This is a genomic window from Streptomyces sp. NBC_00016 (assembly GCF_045040885.1).
In the GTDB taxonomy this organism is placed as follows: Bacteria; Actinomycetota; Actinomycetes; order Streptomycetales; family Streptomycetaceae; genus Streptomyces; species Streptomyces coriariae.
This window is the reverse complement of sequence record NZ_CP108304.1, coordinates 4,591,216-4,606,355: the sequence shown is the minus strand read 5'-3', so window position 1 is coordinate 4,606,355 and position 15,140 is coordinate 4,591,216. Positions and strand designations below refer to the sequence as shown.

Annotated in this window: 11 protein-coding genes and 2 pseudogenes; 12 read left to right on the top strand and 1 reads right to left on the bottom strand. The window is 70.8% G+C overall.

Translation table 11 applies throughout. From position 1 onward, the window contains the following. Window positions 1-22 precede the first annotated feature (22 nt). The 4 genes and pseudogenes from OG933_RS20360 to OG933_RS20345 all read left to right on the top strand — a co-directional run. Window positions 23-808, top strand: a complete 786-nt coding sequence (locus OG933_RS20360) for a type II secretion system F family protein (RefSeq protein WP_405628242.1) — start codon at window positions 23-25, stop codon at window positions 806-808. Window positions 809-993: 185 nt separating this feature from the next. Then, window positions 994-1,209 (top strand): DUF4244 domain-containing protein, encoded by a 216-nt coding sequence (locus OG933_RS20355; RefSeq protein ID WP_405628241.1) that lies wholly within the window; start codon window positions 994-996, stop codon window positions 1,207-1,209. Then, window positions 1,196-1,591: pseudogene (locus tag OG933_RS20350) on the top strand (TadE family type IV pilus minor pilin); the annotation flags it as partial. The gene OG933_RS20355 and the pseudogene OG933_RS20350, both read left to right, overlap by 14 nt. Window positions 1,592-1,857: 266 nt before the next feature. Beyond that, window positions 1,858-2,163 (top strand): annotated as a pseudogene (locus OG933_RS20345) (Rv3654c family TadE-like protein); the annotation flags it as partial. A 40-nt stretch (window positions 2,164-2,203) separates the two neighbouring features. Here the strand turns inward: OG933_RS20345 and OG933_RS20340 are convergent. After that, window positions 2,204-4,834: a DEAD/DEAH box helicase gene (locus OG933_RS20340; RefSeq protein WP_405628238.1), complete on the bottom strand. Its 2,631-nt coding sequence runs from the start codon at window positions 4,832-4,834 to the stop codon at window positions 2,204-2,206. Window positions 4,835-4,915: 81 nt separating this feature from the next. Between OG933_RS20340 and bldG the strand changes: the two genes are divergently transcribed. The 8 genes from bldG (at window position 4,916) to topA (ending at window position 14,917) form a co-directional block, all read left to right on the top strand. After that, on the top strand, window positions 4,916-5,257 hold the full coding sequence (bldG, locus tag OG933_RS20335) for an anti-sigma factor antagonist BldG (protein WP_009189842.1): 342 nt from the start codon (window positions 4,916-4,918) through the stop codon (window positions 5,255-5,257). Window positions 5,258-5,367: 110 nt separating this feature from the next. Then, a complete protein-coding gene (locus tag OG933_RS20330) occupies window positions 5,368-5,802 on the top strand; it encodes an ATP-binding protein (protein ID WP_230194995.1) in 435 nt (144 codons plus the stop codon). 321 nt (window positions 5,803-6,123) lie between these two features. Next, window positions 6,124-8,529 (top strand): sodium-translocating pyrophosphatase, encoded by a 2,406-nt coding sequence (locus tag OG933_RS20325; protein ID WP_405628233.1) that lies wholly within the window; start codon window positions 6,124-6,126, stop codon window positions 8,527-8,529. A 194-nt stretch (window positions 8,530-8,723) separates the two neighbouring features. Further along, window positions 8,724-9,326: a small secreted protein gene (locus tag OG933_RS20320; RefSeq protein WP_362522431.1), complete on the top strand. Its 603-nt coding sequence runs from the start codon at window positions 8,724-8,726 to the stop codon at window positions 9,324-9,326. A gap of 56 nt (window positions 9,327-9,382) precedes the next feature. Beyond that, window positions 9,383-10,924, top strand: a complete 1,542-nt coding sequence (locus tag OG933_RS20315; RefSeq protein ID WP_405628229.1) for a methyltransferase — start codon at window positions 9,383-9,385, stop codon at window positions 10,922-10,924. Between the two features lie 96 nt (window positions 10,925-11,020). Further along, window positions 11,021-11,275, top strand: a complete 255-nt coding sequence (locus tag OG933_RS20310; protein ID WP_405628227.1) for a hypothetical protein — start codon at window positions 11,021-11,023, stop codon at window positions 11,273-11,275. A gap of 284 nt (window positions 11,276-11,559) precedes the next feature. Further along, window positions 11,560-11,757: a hypothetical protein gene (locus tag OG933_RS20305; protein WP_142265504.1), complete on the top strand. Its 198-nt coding sequence runs from the start codon at window positions 11,560-11,562 to the stop codon at window positions 11,755-11,757. A 328-nt stretch (window positions 11,758-12,085) separates the two neighbouring features. After that, window positions 12,086-14,917: a type I DNA topoisomerase gene (gene topA / locus OG933_RS20300; protein ID WP_362522434.1), complete on the top strand. Its 2,832-nt coding sequence runs from the start codon at window positions 12,086-12,088 to the stop codon at window positions 14,915-14,917. The last annotated feature ends 223 nt before the right edge of the window (window positions 14,918-15,140 follow it).

Here is a 15,140-nt window from a genome sequence, read left to right as displayed (position 1 = left end):
GGGTGACGTGGACGGAGGAGGCGTGAGCGTGGAAGTTGTCCACAGGCTGGGGGCAACCGTGGGGATCGTGGTGGCCCTCTGGTGGCTGACACGGTGCTGGGAGGCCGCGCGACGCCGGCGCAGGGCACGGCGGCGCCCGGCCGAACTGCTTGCCTCGGCCACGGCGGCGGCCGTCCGAGGAGCCGGGCTGCGGAACGCCGTACGGCGGTGGCTTCCCGACGCGTTGGTGTTCGGTGCGGGATGGGTGGTGGTCGGTGGCGTCGCCGGTCTCGTACTGGGGCTGATCGGCGCGGTGGTGCTGGGGCGGTGGCGTCGTCGGCAACAGGCGGCGGGCGTGGTGAGCGAGGTCGACGTCCAGCTTGCCGCACGTCAACTCCCGCTCGCGGCCGACCTGCTGGCCGCGTGCATCGCGGCGGGAGCCGGCCCGGTGATCGCGGCGCAGGCTGTGGGTGAGGCCCTCGGCGGGCCCGTGGGGGAAGGGCTGGCGCGCGGTGCCGCCGAGGTGCGGTTGGGCGGCGAACCGGCCATCGCGTGGCGGAGGTTGGCCTCGATACCGGGTGCCGCGGCCCTGGCCCGCCTGCTGGAGCGGGCCGACGTCTCGGGACTGCCCGCGGCCGGACCGGTCGCCCGGCTCGCCGCCGACACCCGAGCCGACTGGGCGCGCGCCGCGACGACTCGGGCCCGGCGGGCAGCCGTGATGGTCACCGTGCCGGTGGGGCTGTGCTTCCTGCCTGCCTTCATCGCGGTCGGCGTGCTGCCCATCGTCATCGGGCTCGCGGGCGGGGTGCTGGGAGGGGGTGGTCGATGAGGGCGTGGACAACGTGAACGCCGAAGCGCGACGGCACGGGTCGCTGACGAACCGGCCGACGACCATCGGGTGGCCGAGGCGAGGGCCGAGGGTCGAGGGCCGAGCGGTCGAGCGGCGAATGGTCGAAAACGAAGTGGCCGAACCAGAGACAGAGATCAACACAACGGAACCTCAAGGGGGTTGAGATGTGCAAGGCGGTGTGGGCGCGGCTGAGCGCCCTGGTGTGCAGGGTGCGGATGCGTGCGGCGCGCGGTGACGCGGGGATGGTGACGTCCGAGTACGCGATGGGGATCGTGGCGGCCGTGGGATTCGCGGTGCTCCTCTACCAGGTGGTGACGAGCGACGTCGTCGCGGCTCAGTTGCAGGCCATCGTGAAGCGGGCGCTCAGTGCGGGGGCGTGAGCGCGGACGGGAGCCTCGGCGCGTCTCCCGGTGGGTGTGTGCCGGGGACCGGGGGTTCGTGACGGCGGAGTCGGCCGTGGTGCTGCCGGTGCTGGTGGTGTTCACGATGGCGCTGGTGTGGGGGCTGCTGGTCATGGCGGCCCAGATCCAGTGCGTGGACGCGGCCAGGACAGGCGCCCGCGCGGCGGCCCGGCAGGATCCGGCGGACGCGGTCCTCGAGGTGACCCGCGCGACGGCGCCGCGCGGGGCGGACGTGACGATCAGCCGGGAGGGTGACCAGGTCCGCGTCGTGGTCGTGGCCAAGCCACCGGCGTTGCGTGGCCTGCCCTTCGAGGTGCGGGAGGAAGCTGTGGCGGCGGCGGAGGAGGCCGTGGCGGCGGCGGAGGAGACCGTAGGGACGGCGGAGTCGGCAGTGGCGACGGGGGGCGAAGCCGTAGGAGCGGCTGAGAACGCCGTGGGGACGGCCGAGAAGGGCGTAGGGGCGGCTGAGGAGGCCCGGGGCGCGCCGGGTGGTGCCCGTGCCTCAGGTGCCCCGCGAGGCGCGCCGGATCCCGCCCGCGCGCCAGGTGCCCCCCGGGGTGCGGCGGCAGACGCCCAGCAGTCGCTGGGAGACGTGCCGTGAAGGGCGCGGGGCGTGACGGCGGGGCCATGTGGGCCCGGGTACTCGGCGGGCGGGTCCTCGGAGGGCGTCACGGGGACGCGGACCGGGGTTCCGCCACCGTCTGGAGTGTGGGTGCGATCGCCGTGCTGTGCGTGGTGTTCGGGATCGTGCTCGCCCTCGGACAGGCCGTGGCGTCCCGGCACCGTGCCGCCGGCGGCGCAGACCTCGCGGCGCTGGCGGCCGCCGACCATGGAGCGGACGGCGTCGCGCGGGCCTGCGACAGGGCGGACCGGGTGGCCCGGGCGCAGGGGGCGCGACTGGTGCGGTGCGTGGTCGTCGGCGGGATCTCGGACGTGACGGCGGCGTCGGGACGGGGGTTGTTCGCGGCCGAGGTCAGGGCGCGGGCGGGGCCTGCTGACGCGGTGCCGCCCCCGCACCTGCCCCCGCAGCCTCACCCGTTGCCGGCCCCGGTCCTGCCTCCGGACCCGCCCCCGGTCCTGCCTCCGGCACCTTCTCCGGACCCGCACCCGGCACCTTCTCCGGCGCTGTCGGAGGCTCCCCCTCCTGGGCCTTCTCCTCGGGAGCCTCCCGCAGCAGTTCCGTGAGGAGCCGTACAGCGCCCCTCTTGTGGAGTGGGTCGTTGCCGTTGCCGCACTTGGGGGACTGGATGCAGGACGGGCAGCCGGCGTCGCACTCGCAGGAGGCGATGGCCTGGCGGGTGGCGGTCAGCCAGGCGCGGGCCGTGTGGAAGGCCCGCTCCGCGAAGCCCGCGCCGCCGGGATGGCCGTCGTAGACGAAGACCGTCGGCAACAGGGTGTCGGGGTGGAGGGGGACCGAGACGCCGCCGATGTCCCAGCGGTCGCAGGTCGCGAAGAGGGGCAGCATGCCGATCGAGGCGTGTTCGGCGGCGTGCAGGGCCCCGCCGAGGATCTCGGGGTTGATCCGGGCCGCGTCCAGTTGGTCCTCGGTCACCGTCCACCACACGGCACGCGTGCGCAGCGTACGAGGAGGGAGGTCGAGCTTCGACTCGCCCATGACTTCACCGGTGATGACACGTCGGCGCAGGAAGGAGACGACCTGGTTGGTGACTTCGACGGAGCCGTAGCACAACCGGCCCTGGCCCCAGGGGATCTCGACGTCCGTCTCCAGGACGGAGATCGACGTCGTGTCGCGGGCCACCGTCGAATACGGGGGGCTGGCCTCCTCGACCAGAGCGACGGAGTCCTCCAGGTCCAGGGAACGTACGAGATAGGTGCGGCCCTGGTGGAGGTGGACGGCGCCCTCGTGGACGGCGGTGTGCGAGGAGCCCGCGTCGACCGTGCCGAGCAGCCGGCCGGTGCCGGCCTCCACGACCTGGACGGGCCGGCCGCCCTCGCCGCGGATGTCCGTGAGGTCGGCGGCGCGTTCCCGGCGGGTCCAGTGCCAGGCCCTGGTCCGGCGGCGCAGCAGCTTGGCGGCCTCCAGCTGTGGCAGCAGGCCCTCGGCCTCGGGTCCGAACAGGGGCAGATCCTCGTCGGTCAGCGGGAGTTCCGCGGCCGCCGCGCACAGGTGCGGGGCCAGGACGTAGGGGTTGTCGGGGTCGAGGACGGTCGACTCGACCGGGCGGTCGAACAGTGCTTCCGGGTGATGGACCAGGAAGGTGTCCAGCGGGTCGTCCCGGGCGACGAGCACCGCCAGCGCGCCCTGCCCGGACCGGCCCGCGCGGCCGGCCTGCTGCCACAGGGAGGCGCGGGTGCCCGGGTAGCCGGCGATCAGGACGGCGTCGAGTCCGGAGACGTCGATGCCGAGCTCCAGGGCGGTGGTCGCGGCGAGACCGAGCAGCTCGCCCGAGTGCAGGGCCTGCTCCAGGGCGCGTCGTTCCTCGGGGAGGTAACCGCCGCGGTAGGCCGCGACACGCCGGGCGAGTGAGCGGTCGACCTCGGCGAGGCGTTCCTGGGCGATCACCGCGATCAGCTCGGCGCCACGCCGGGAGCGGACGAAGGCGACGGTGCGCACGCCCTGGACGGCGAGGTCGGTCAGCAGGTCGGCGGTCTCGGCGGTGGCGGTACGCCGGACGGGTGCGCCCTTCTCGCCCACCATCTCGGTGAGCGGCGGCTCCCAGAGGGCGAACACCAGTTCACCGCGGGGTGAGGCGTCGTCGGCGACCTCGACGACCGGGAGGCCGGTGAGGCGCCCGGCGGCCACCGCGGGTTCGGCGGCCGTCGCGGAGGCCAGCAGGAAGACCGGGGAGGCGCCGTAGCGGGCACACAGGCGGCGCAGCCGGCGCAGGACGTGGGCGACGTGGGAGCCGAACACGCCGCGGTAGGTGTGGCACTCGTCGATGACGACGTACTTCAGCGACTTCAGGAAGGAGGACCAGCGGGGGTGGGACGGGAGGATCCCGCGGTGCAGCATGTCCGGGTTGGTGAGGACGTAGTTGGCGTACTGGCGGATCCACTCCCGTTCCTCGAACGGGGTGTCGCCGTCGTACACGGCCGGCCGGACGGCGTTGCCCAGCGGTTGTGAAAGTTCCTTCACGGAGCGGCACTGGTCCGCCGCCAGGGCCTTGGTGGGGGCCAGGTAGAGGGTGGTGGCCCCGCGGCCGTTCGGGGCCTCGGAGCCGTCCAGGAGAGCCGAGAGGACCGGTACGAGGTACGCCAGGGACTTGCCGGACGCGGTGCCCGTGGCGACGACCACGGACTCGCCGTCCAGGGCGTGCTCGGCGACCCGGGCCTGGTGGGCCCAGGGGTGTTCGATGCCGCATTCCTGCACGGCCGCGATGACCTCGGGGCGAATCCGGTCCGGCCAGACGGCATGGCGGCCCTCACGCGGGGGCAAGTGCTCCGTATGAGTGATGCGCGACGCCCGGTTCGGTCCCGGGGCGAGCCGGTCCAGAACCGCGGCCGGGGACAGGCGGGGCACGGCCTCGGGCGAGGGTCGATCGGATCGGTGATTCTTGGCCATCGGCACCGAGTGTGTCACTGGCGTGACGGACAATGGGGCCAAGGCGTCGTGCACGCCTGCCGGTAAGTGATTGAATGCCATGGCGGCTGGCGTACCGTCCCGGGGACTCCTGCCCAGGTGTTCCGAGGGGCGACCGCTCGATAGCAAGGTGCTGGAGGATCCGTGGACCTGTCTCTGTCGACCCGTACCGTCGGCGATCGTACGGTCGTCGAGGTCGGTGGCGAAATCGACGTATATACCGCGCCCAAGTTGCGCGAGCAGCTGGTCGAGCTGGTGAACGACGGGAATTTCCACCTCGTCGTCGACATGGAGGGCGTGGACTTCCTCGACTCCACCGGGCTCGGCGTGCTGGTCGGCGGACTGAAGCGGGTGCGTGCCCATGAGGGCTCGCTCCGTCTGGTCTGCAACCAGGAGCGTATTTTGAAGATCTTCCGCATTACCGGTCTGACCAAGGTGTTCCCGATCCACACCTCGGTCGACGAAGCGGTCGCTGCCACCGACTGACCACGTCGTCCCGGGCCCGCGCGGCCCGGCACGGCTGGTTGAACGAAGAGGGGGTCCGGGCTTGGTGGCCCGGCCCCCCGACAGCACGCCCGTAGTTCCGAGGGGGACGCATGGCCACCGTTGAACTCCGCTTCAGCGCGCTGCCCGAGCATGTCAGGACCGCCCGACTGGTGGCGGCAGCGGTGGCGCGCAGGGCCGGAGTGGACGAGGCCGTCCTCGACGAGGTCAGGCTCGCCGTCGGCGAGGCCTGCACCCGTGCCGTCGGACTGCATCAGACCGGTGGCATCACCGCGCCGGTGAAGGTGTCGCTGATCGAGGAGGAGAAACAGTTCTCCATCGAGGTCGGCGACGAAGCGCCGCGCTCGGCGCCCGGTGACCGGGCGCCCGGCTCGGGCGCAGGCGTCGACGTGGAGGCCGAGGAGGACGAGATGGGCCTGGCGGTCATCAGCGGCCTCGTCGACGACGTCGAGGTCTCCGCGGGCGAGCACGGCGGGCTGATCCGCATGACCTGGCCGACCACGCCGGCGACCGCGACGCTGTCCTGACCCGAACCTCGCGATTCACTCACCCGAAGGGCCCTACCTCGTAGGGCCCTTCGGCATGTGCGGACCTCGGCGACCGCGCTTACAGTGGTTCCGTGAAATGAATCTTGGAATCTCGGTGCAGTGAATCTTGGTGTAGTGAATCTTGCCGCGAATATCGTGAATCAATTCACGAACCTGAATGCCTTGAAGCCATTACCGAGCGAGATCGTGCGGGTTTTGCGTGCGACGGCGAATTCCGCTTGCCGCACACTGTTTTGATCAGGTTCCGGTACCTACAATCCGTCCACATCTTGAGCTCAGCCCAAGCGTCAAGGAGGACGAATGGCGGGGCTTTCTACCCCTCATCGGTTGGACCACTCCACAACCTTCGCAGCCGCAGTGCTGACCGACGGCAATCGCCTGCTCGTGGTGGTCATCGCGGTCGTCGCCCTGGCCGCACTCGTGGTCGCGGGCGTACTGGTGCGCCAGGTGCTCGCGGCAGGCGAGGGCACCGACAGCATGAAGAAGATCGCGGCGGCGGTCCAGGAAGGCGCCAACGCGTATCTGTCCCGGCAGCTGCGCACGCTCGGTGTTTTCGCCGTCGTGGTGTTCTTCCTGCTCTTGCTGCTGCCCGCGGACGACTGGAATCAGCGCGCCGGACGATCGGTGTTCTTCTTGATCGGCGCGGGGTTCTCCGCGGCCACCGGCTATATCGGCATGTGGCTCGCCGTGCGCAGTAATGTCCGCGTCGCCGCGGCGGCCCGGGAAGCGACTCCGGCGGAAGGTGAACCGGAAAAGGATCTCACCGCCGTCTCGCACAAGGCAATGAAGATCGCATTCCGCACGGGCGGCGTCGTGGGCATGTTCACGGTGGGGCTCGGCCTGCTCGGCGCCGCCTGCGTGGTGCTGGTGTACGCGGCCGACGCGCCGAAGGTGCTGGAGGGATTCGGACTCGGCGCGGCCCTCATCGCCATGTTCATGAGGGTGGGCGGCGGCATCTTCACCAAGGCCGCCGACGTCGGCGCCGACCTGGTCGGCAAGGTCGAGCAGGGCATTCCGGAGGACGACCCGCGCAATGCCGCGACCATCGCCGACAACGTGGGCGACAACGTCGGCGACTGCGCGGGCATGGCGGCCGACCTGTTCGAGTCGTACGCCGTGACCCTGGTCGCCGCGCTGATCCTCGGCAAGGCGGCCTTCGGCGACGCCGGGCTCGCCTTCCCGCTGCTCGTTCCCGCCATCGGCGTGCTCACGGCCATGGTCGGCATCTTCGCGGTCGCCCCGCGTCGCACCGACCGCAGTGGCATGACCGCGATCAACCGGGGCTTCTTCATCTCCGCGGCGATCTCGCTCGTGCTGGTCGCGGTGGCCGTCTTCCTCTATCTCCCCGGCAAGTACGCCGACCTCGACGGCGTCACCGACGCGGCGATCCACGGCAAGAACGGCGATCCACGCGTCCTCGCCCTCGTGGCGGTGGCGATCGGCATCCTCCTGGCCGCGGTCATCCAGCAGTTGACGGGCTACTTCACCGAGACCACCCGCCGACCCGTGCGCGACATCGGAAAGTCGTCGCTGACGGGCCCCGCCACCGTCGTCCTCGCCGGTATCTCCGTCGGCCTCGAATCGGCCGTCTACACCGCCTTGTTGATCGGTCTGGGGGTGTACGGGGCGTTCCTGCTCGGCGGTACGTCGATCATGCTGGCGCTGTTCGCGGTGGCGCTGGCCGGCACCGGTCTGCTCACCACGGTCGGCGTGATCGTCGCCATGGACACCTTCGGGCCGGTCTCCGACAACGCGCAGGGCATCGCCGAGATGTCCGGTGACGTCCAGGGTGCGGGCGCGCAGGTGCTCACCAATCTCGACGCCGTCGGCAACACGACCAAGGCCATCACCAAGGGCATCGCCATCGCCACCGCCGTCCTGGCGGCGTCGGCGCTCTTCGGGTCGTACCGGGACGCCATCACGACGGGTGCGCAGGACGTCGGGGAGAAGCTCTCCGGCGCCGGCGCTCCGATGAGCCTGATGATGGACATCTCGCAGCCCAACAACCTCGTCGGCCTCATCGCGGGCGCGGCGGTCGTCTTCCTCTTCTCGGGGCTGGCGATCAATGCGGTGTCGCGGTCGGCGGGTTCCGTGGTGTTCGAGGTGCGGCGGCAGTTCCGCGAGCACCCCGGGATCATGGACTACAGCGAGGAGCCGGAGTACGGCAAGGTCGTCGACATCTGCACCCGGGACGCCCTGCGCGAGCTGGCCACCCCCGGACTGCTCGCCGTGCTGGCGCCCATCTTCATCGGGTTCACCCTCGGAGTCGGCGCGCTCGGCGCGTTCCTGGCGGGCGCGATCGGCTCCGGCACGCTGATGGCCGTCTTCCTCGCCAACTCCGGCGGCGCCTGGGACAACGCCAAGAAACTCGTCGAAGACGGTCACCACGGCGGCAAGGGCAGCGAGGCCCATGCGGCCACGGTGATCGGGGACACGGTCGGCGACCCGTTCAAGGACACCGCCGGCCCGGCGATCAACCCGCTGCTGAAGGTCATGAACCTCGTGGCGCTGCTCATCGCGCCCGCCGTGATCAAGTTCAGCTACGGCGAGGACAAGAGCATCGGCGTACGGATCCTGATCGCGGTCCTGGCGCTCGCGGTCATCGTGGTCGCCGTGTACATCTCCAAGCGACGCGGGATCGCCGTGGGTGACGAAGACAACGCCGAATCCTCGTCCAAGTCCGCCGATCCGGCGGTGATTTCGTAGACCAGCCCACCGGGGCCCAGCTCAAGGGGCGGGCGGGTGACGCGCGTTGTCGCGTCGCCCGCCCGTTGTGTTGAGTATGTGCCCGAGCCGTGAGCCTTCTCTCTCCTGGTACAAATGGCTTTAATAATCCACATAGCGGACATTCGTTCTGGGGTTCTTGCCCGGTTGCCGTGTATGTTCCGGGGCCGAGAGCCATGGAAGGGACCAACCCGGTGAACAAGAAGCTCGCGGCCGTGATGTCCGGCGGTGCGGTACTGGTACTGGCGCTGACCGGATGCAGCAGCGGCGACGACGGCAACAAGGAGCTCGACGCCTGGGCCAAGCAGGTCTGCGACGCGCTGCCTGCCCAGGACGCGAAGGTCGACGCGGCCAACGCCGCGATCAAGCAGGCCGCCACGGACAACAACGCTCCGGCGAACGTCCAGAAGACCGACTCGCAGGCCTTCCAGGACATGTCCGACGCCTACGGAGCACTCGCCCAGGCCGTCCAGAAGGCCGGGACGCCTCCCGGCGTCGACGACGGCGAGAAGAAGCAGAAGGACGCCGTCTCGGCGCTCACCACTCTCTCCACCTCCTACGCGGGCCTGAAGAAGCAGGTCGACGCGCTGGACACGAAGGACCAGGCGAAGTTCGCCGACGGTCTCCAGGACATCGCCACCGACCTCGGCGAACTCAGCAAGAGCGGCAACACCGCGCTGAAGAACCTCGAGCAGGGTGACGTCAAGAACGCCATGGCCAACCAGGCCAGCTGCAAGAAGGTGGCCACCTCCGCCTCGGCCCGCGCGACGACCGGCTGAGGCCGCGCGGCTCAGAACGATCCGGGGGAACGCGCCCCGAGTGGTGACGGGAGACAATGGGGGGCGTGAGTAACGCCACCCTCTCCCCCCTGCCCTCCGCCGACCGCCCCGACGTGGCCGCCCGGCTGCGCGAGGCGCTGCTCGCGGCCTCCTTCACCGCGGACGGTCTCCTCGACCTGCTCGGCGCGCCCGCCTACGCCGCCCTGGCCCGCAGCGAGACCGTCCCCGCGCTGCGCGCGACCCGCGGGGACACGCCGCTGGAGACGCTCGTCCGCCTCTTCCTGCTCCAGCAGCCCGTGCCGCACGCGCGCGTGGAGGAGTTCCTGCCGGTACGCGCGTGCGTGGAGAGCGGCTGGCTGGTCCCCACGGGCGAGGACGAGGTCGCCGCGACCGTGGACGTACGGCCGTACGGCGGGCCGGGCGGCGAGGACTGGTTCATCATTTCCGACCTCGGGTGCGCGGTCGGTGGCGCGGGCGGCAGCGGGAGCGAAGGCGGCCAGGCGGACACCGCTGTCGTCCTCGGTGTCGGCGGCGCGTCGACGACCCTCGCCGGTATCACCGTGCGCATGCCCGTCTCCGCCGCCCTCGACCTCGGCACCGGCTCGGGCATCCAGGCGCTGCACGCCGCCCAGCACGCCACGCGCGTGACGGCGACCGACCTCAACCCGCGCGCGCTGCACATCACCGCGCTCACGCTCGCGCTGTCCGGGGCTCCGGCGGCGGACCTGCGCGAGGGCTCGCTGTTCGAACCGGTCCGGGACGACGAGACGTACGACCTGATCGTGTCGAATCCGCCGTTCGTGATCTCGCCGGGCGCCCGGCTGACCTACCGGGACGGCGGGATGGGCGGGGACGATCTGTGCCGCTCGCTCGTTCAAGGGGCGGGGGAGCGGCTGAGCGAGGGCGGGTTCGCGCAGTTCCTCGCCAACTGGCAGCACGTGGAAGGGGAGAACTGGCAGGACCGGCTCAGGTCGTGGGTGCCGCGCGGGTGCGACGCGTGGATCGTGCAGCGCGAGGTGCAGGACGTCACGCAGTACGCGGAGCTCTGGCTGAGGGACGCCGGTGATCACCGCGGCGACCAGGCCGAGTACCAGGCGCACTACGACACCTGGCTGGACGAGTTCGAGGCACGCAAGGTGAAGGCGGTCGGCTTCGGCTGGATCACGCTGCGCAGGACGACGGCCGCGGAGCCCGTGATCACGGTGGAGGAGTGGCCGCACCCGGTCGAACAGCCGCTGGGCGACGCGGTCCTGGCGCACTTCGAACGGCTGGACTACCTGCGTGCCCATGACGACGCGGCCCTGCTCGCCGGGCGCTTCCGGCTGGTCACGGAGGTCATCCAGGAGCAGGTCGGGCTGCCCGGCGCCGAGGACCCGGAGCACGTCGTGCTGCGCCAGCACCGCGGCATGCGCCGGGCCACCAAGGTGGACACGGTCGGCGCGGGCTTCGCCGGGGTGTGCGACGGCTCGCTGAGCGCCGGCCGCATTCTCGACGCCATCGCCCAACTGGTCGGCGAGGATCCGGTGTTGCTGCGGGACCGCACTCCGGCCCAGATCCGCCTTCTGGTGGAGCAGGGTTTCCTCGAACCGGCGGAGTGACCCGAGCGGATCCGGCCGGTCCCGGCCATCCGGATCCGGCCGGTCCCGGATGGCCCGGACCGTCGGAGCGGGCTACCGGATGGCATCCGGAGCGTCATGTGGGACGTCACGTGGGGCGCCATTCGGGATGTCATCCGGATTGTCATCCGCGACGCCGTCGGGAACACCGCCCGCGACGCTGTCCGGAAGATCACCCGTGACGTCATCCGGGACGTCCTCCGGGATGCCCTCCGCGACGTCTTTGGGAGCGCGGCCCGCTCGCGCCGCGCCAGCTCCTCCCGCCCGTTCTTCGCCGCTCTTCATGCTTTCTTCGCGCTCGGCGCCGATTCGCCAAGATCGTATGCAATGTGAGCCGATCGACAACGGCGACCATGGCGAAGACGGCGAAGACGGCGAAGACGGCCGGATAAGCCCGCACCCGGTTCGGTGCGCTCCGCCGCACCCCCGGCCGCCAGGGGCCCCGCTCCGAGGGGCCGTCGCCGTGCCCCGGCCGCACCCCGGCAGACGGCTCGCCGGGCCCTCCGCCCCCATCCGTGGGCCGGCGTTCACCTCGGGTTCGCCGGGGCGCCGCCCGCGCGTGACAGCCTCCCGTGGCCGGGGCAGGCGAGGGCCGAGCGCAAGGGGCGGGGACGATCATGGAGAGCGGGCCGACGATCTTCACAGGAACGGTGTTCGCCCTGTTCGGGGCCGCACTGCTGATGTGGACCACGATCCGGGTGCGACACCGTGAACCCGTGGCCCAAGATGTGAGCCCCGTCGCATCGGCGACCCTGGCGGCCCTGGCCTCCGTCGGCGCGCTGGCCGTCGGGGTGTGGTGCTTCACCCGGCTCTGAAGCCGACTCCGTCGCCACCTGCGGAAGTGCCTACGGGGCCGACTCCGAGGCTGCCTTCGCGGATCTCGCCGGACCCCCGTTCGAACCGCGTGAACGTGGCCGCGCCGGTAAAGGGGAAGACGCGTTCCGGTCGTACGGAAAAGGGCCGGTCGGTACTCCGGGCGGCAGGAATGGCGGTAGTCGGGTTACCGTTCGAGTGGCCGTTGCGGGCTTTTCCCGTTTGACACGGGGGCGGGATGTACCGTCACACTCCGCAGCGTCACCATGACCCGACCCCGGGAGCAAGGCCTGGGTGAGGCCCCAGCGTCGACCGGAGAGATGAGCGAAGTTGTCCCCGACCAGCGAGACCGCGAAGGGCGGCCGCCGACTCGTGATCGTCGAGTCGCCTGCCAAGGCGAAGACGATCAAGGGTTACCTCGGCCCCGGATACATCGTCGAGGCCAGCGTCGGGCACATCCGTGACCTTCCCAACGGCGCCGCGGAGGTGCCGGACCAGTACACGGGCGAGGTCCGCCGTCTCGGTGTGGACGTCGAACACGACTTCCAGCCGATCTATGTGGTCAACGCCGACAAGCGGGCGCAGGTCAAGAAGCTCAAGGATCTCCTCAAGGAATCCGACGAGCTCTTCCTCGCCACCGATGAGGACCGCGAGGGCGAGGCGATCGCCTGGCACCTCCAGGAGGTCCTCAAGCCCAAGATCCCGGTCAAGCGGATGGTCTTCCACGAGATCACCAAGGACGCGATCCGGGCTGCCGTCGCCAACCCGCGCCAGCTGAACCAGAAGCTCGTCGACGCCCAGGAGACCCGCCGCATCCTCGACCGTCTCTACGGTTACGAGGTCTCGCCGGTCCTGTGGAAGAAGGTCATGCCGCGCCTGTCGGCCGGCCGTGTCCAGTCCGTCGCCACCCGTCTCGTCGTGGAGCGGGAACGCGAGCGCATCGCGTTTCGTTCTGCCGAGTACTGGGACCTGACGGGCACCTTCTCGACCGGCCGCGCCGGTGACGTGTCGGACCCGTCGTCGCTGGTCGCGCGCCTCCAGACCGTCGACGGCAGGCGGGTCGCGCAGGGTCGCGACTTCGACTCCCTGGGACAACTCAAGAGCGCGAACATCCTCCACATCGACGAGGCGAACGCCCGCGCCCTGGCCGTCGCCCTGGAGAACACGCGGTTCGCCGTCCGGTCCGTCGAGTCGAAGCCCTACCGCCGCTCGCCGTACGCCCCGTTCCGTACGACGACGCTTCAGCAGGAGGCCAGCCGCAAGCTCGGTTTCGGCGCGAAGGCCACCATGCAGGTCGCGCAGAAGCTGTACGAGAACGGCTACATCACGTACATGCGTACGGACTCGACGACGCTGAGCGAGACGGCGATCACCGCCGCCCGCGCCCAGGTCACGCAGCTGTACGGCGCCGACTACCTGCCGCCCCAGCCGCGCACGTACGCCGGCAAGGTCAAGAACGCGCAGGAGGCGCACGAGGCGATTCGCCCTTCGGGTGATCGTTTCCGCACGCCCGCCGAGACGGGTCTGACCGGCGACCAGTTCAAGCTCTACGAGCTGATCTGGAAGCGGACGGTCGCCTCCCAGATGAAGGACGCGACCGGCAACAGCGTCACGGTGAAGATCGGTGGCACCGCCGCCGACGGCCGGGACGTCGAGTTCAGCGCCTCCGGCAAGACGATCACCTTCCACGGCTTCCTGAAGGCGTACGTCGAGGGCGCCGACGACCCGAACGCGGAGCTGGACGACCGCGAGCGCCGGCTGCCCCAGGTCGGCGAGGGCGACCCGCTGACCGCCGAGGAGATCACGGTCGACGGGCACGCCACCAAGCCCCCGGCCCGCTACACCGAGGCCAGCCTGGTCAAGGAGCTCGAAGAGCGCGAGATCGGCCGTCCGTCGACGTACGCGTCGATCATCGGCACGATCCTCGACCGTGGCTACGTCTTCAAGAAGGGCACGGCACTCGTGCCGTCCTTCCTGTCCTTCGCCGTGGTCAACCTCCTGGAGAAGCACTTCGGCCGACTGGTCGACTACGACTTCACCGCCCGCATGGAGGACGACCTCGACCGCATCGCCCGCGGTGAGGCGCAGGCCGTGCCGTGGCTGAGGCGGTTCTACTTCGGCGAAGGCGCGGGCCACGGCGGCGCGGCCGAAGCCGGCAACGGCGACGGGGACCACCTCGGCGGCCTCAAGGAGCTGGTGACCGACCTGGGCGCGATCGACGCGCGCGAGGTGTCGTCGTTCCCGGTGGGCAACGACATCGTGCTGCGGGTCGGGCGCTACGGCCCCTACATCGAGCGCGGGGAGAAGGACGCCGAGGGGCACCAGCGGGCGGACGTGCCCGAGGACCTGGCCCCGGACGAGCTGTCCGTCGAACTCGCGGAGGAGCTGCTCGCCAAGCCGAGCGGCGACTTCGAGCTCGGTGCCGACCCGGAGAGCGGTCACCAGATCATCGCCCGGGACGGCCGCTACGGCCCGTACGTCACCGAGGTGCTCCCCGAGGGCACCCCGAAGACCGGCAAGAACGCCGTGAAGCCGCGTACGGCCTCGCTGTTCAAGTCGATGTCGCTGGACACGGTGACGCTGGCGGACGCCCTCAAGCTGATGTCGCTGCCGCGTGTCGTCGGCGCCGACGCGGAGGGCGTGGAGATCACCGCGCAGAACGGCCGCTACGGCCCGTACCTGAAGAAGGGCACGGACTCGCGGTCCCTCCAGACCGAGGACCAGCTCTTCACGATCACGCTCGAAGAGGCGCTGGAGATCTACTCCCAGCCCAAGCAGCGTGGCCGGGCCGCCGCCAAGCCGCCGCTGAAGGAGCTGGGCGCGGACCCGGTCAGCGGACAGCCGGTCGTCGTCAAGGACGGTCGCTTCGGGCCGTACGTCACCGACGGGGAGACCAACGCGACCCTGCGCTCCGGTGACAGCGTCGAGGAGATCACCCCGGAGCGCGGCTTCGAGCTGCTCGCCGAGAAGCGCGCCAAGGCGCCGGCCAAGAAGACGGCCAAGAAGGCGCCCGCGAAGAAGGCGACGGCGAAGAAGGCGGCCCCGGCCAAGAAGACGGCCGCCAAGAAGACCGCCGCGAAGACGACCACGGCCAAGAAGACGACGGCGAAGAAGACGGCCACGAAGAAGGCGACGGCTTCCCCGGCTTCGTCGGAGGACTGAGCGCACGGCCGATCGCACGACTGGACGCACGGCCGGCACCCGGCCGGTCACCTGGCGGATCGGGTGCCTGCCGGTACGGCCGGCCGGACGCCTGATCGGCGACGGAGCCCGGCACCATTCCTCCACCGCGGTTCTTCAAACCCACGCCCCGGCATCACTTTGGTGTCGGGGCGGTCGCGCGCGTGGACGGGGGCGACAGGGTGTCAGTCGCGGCCGATAGGCT

Coding starts and splice junctions, on each gene's coding strand:
- OG933_RS20355 (WP_405628241.1), top strand. CDS start 994: ATGTGCAAGGCGGTGTGGGCGCGGCTGAGCGCCCTGGTGTGCAGGGTG.
- OG933_RS20340 (WP_405628238.1), bottom strand. CDS start 4,834: ATGGCATTCAATCACTTACCGGCAGGCGTGCACGACGCCTTGGCCCCA.
- OG933_RS20330 (WP_230194995.1), top strand. CDS start 5,368: ATGGCCACCGTTGAACTCCGCTTCAGCGCGCTGCCCGAGCATGTCAGG.
- OG933_RS20325 (WP_405628233.1), top strand. CDS start 6,124: ATGGCGGGGCTTTCTACCCCTCATCGGTTGGACCACTCCACAACCTTC.
- OG933_RS20320 (WP_362522431.1), top strand. CDS start 8,724: ATGGAAGGGACCAACCCGGTGAACAAGAAGCTCGCGGCCGTGATGTCC.
- OG933_RS20315 (WP_405628229.1), top strand. CDS start 9,383: ATGGGGGGCGTGAGTAACGCCACCCTCTCCCCCCTGCCCTCCGCCGAC.
- OG933_RS20310 (WP_405628227.1), top strand. CDS start 11,021: ATGTGGGACGTCACGTGGGGCGCCATTCGGGATGTCATCCGGATTGTC.
- OG933_RS20305 (WP_142265504.1), top strand. CDS start 11,560: ATGGAGAGCGGGCCGACGATCTTCACAGGAACGGTGTTCGCCCTGTTC.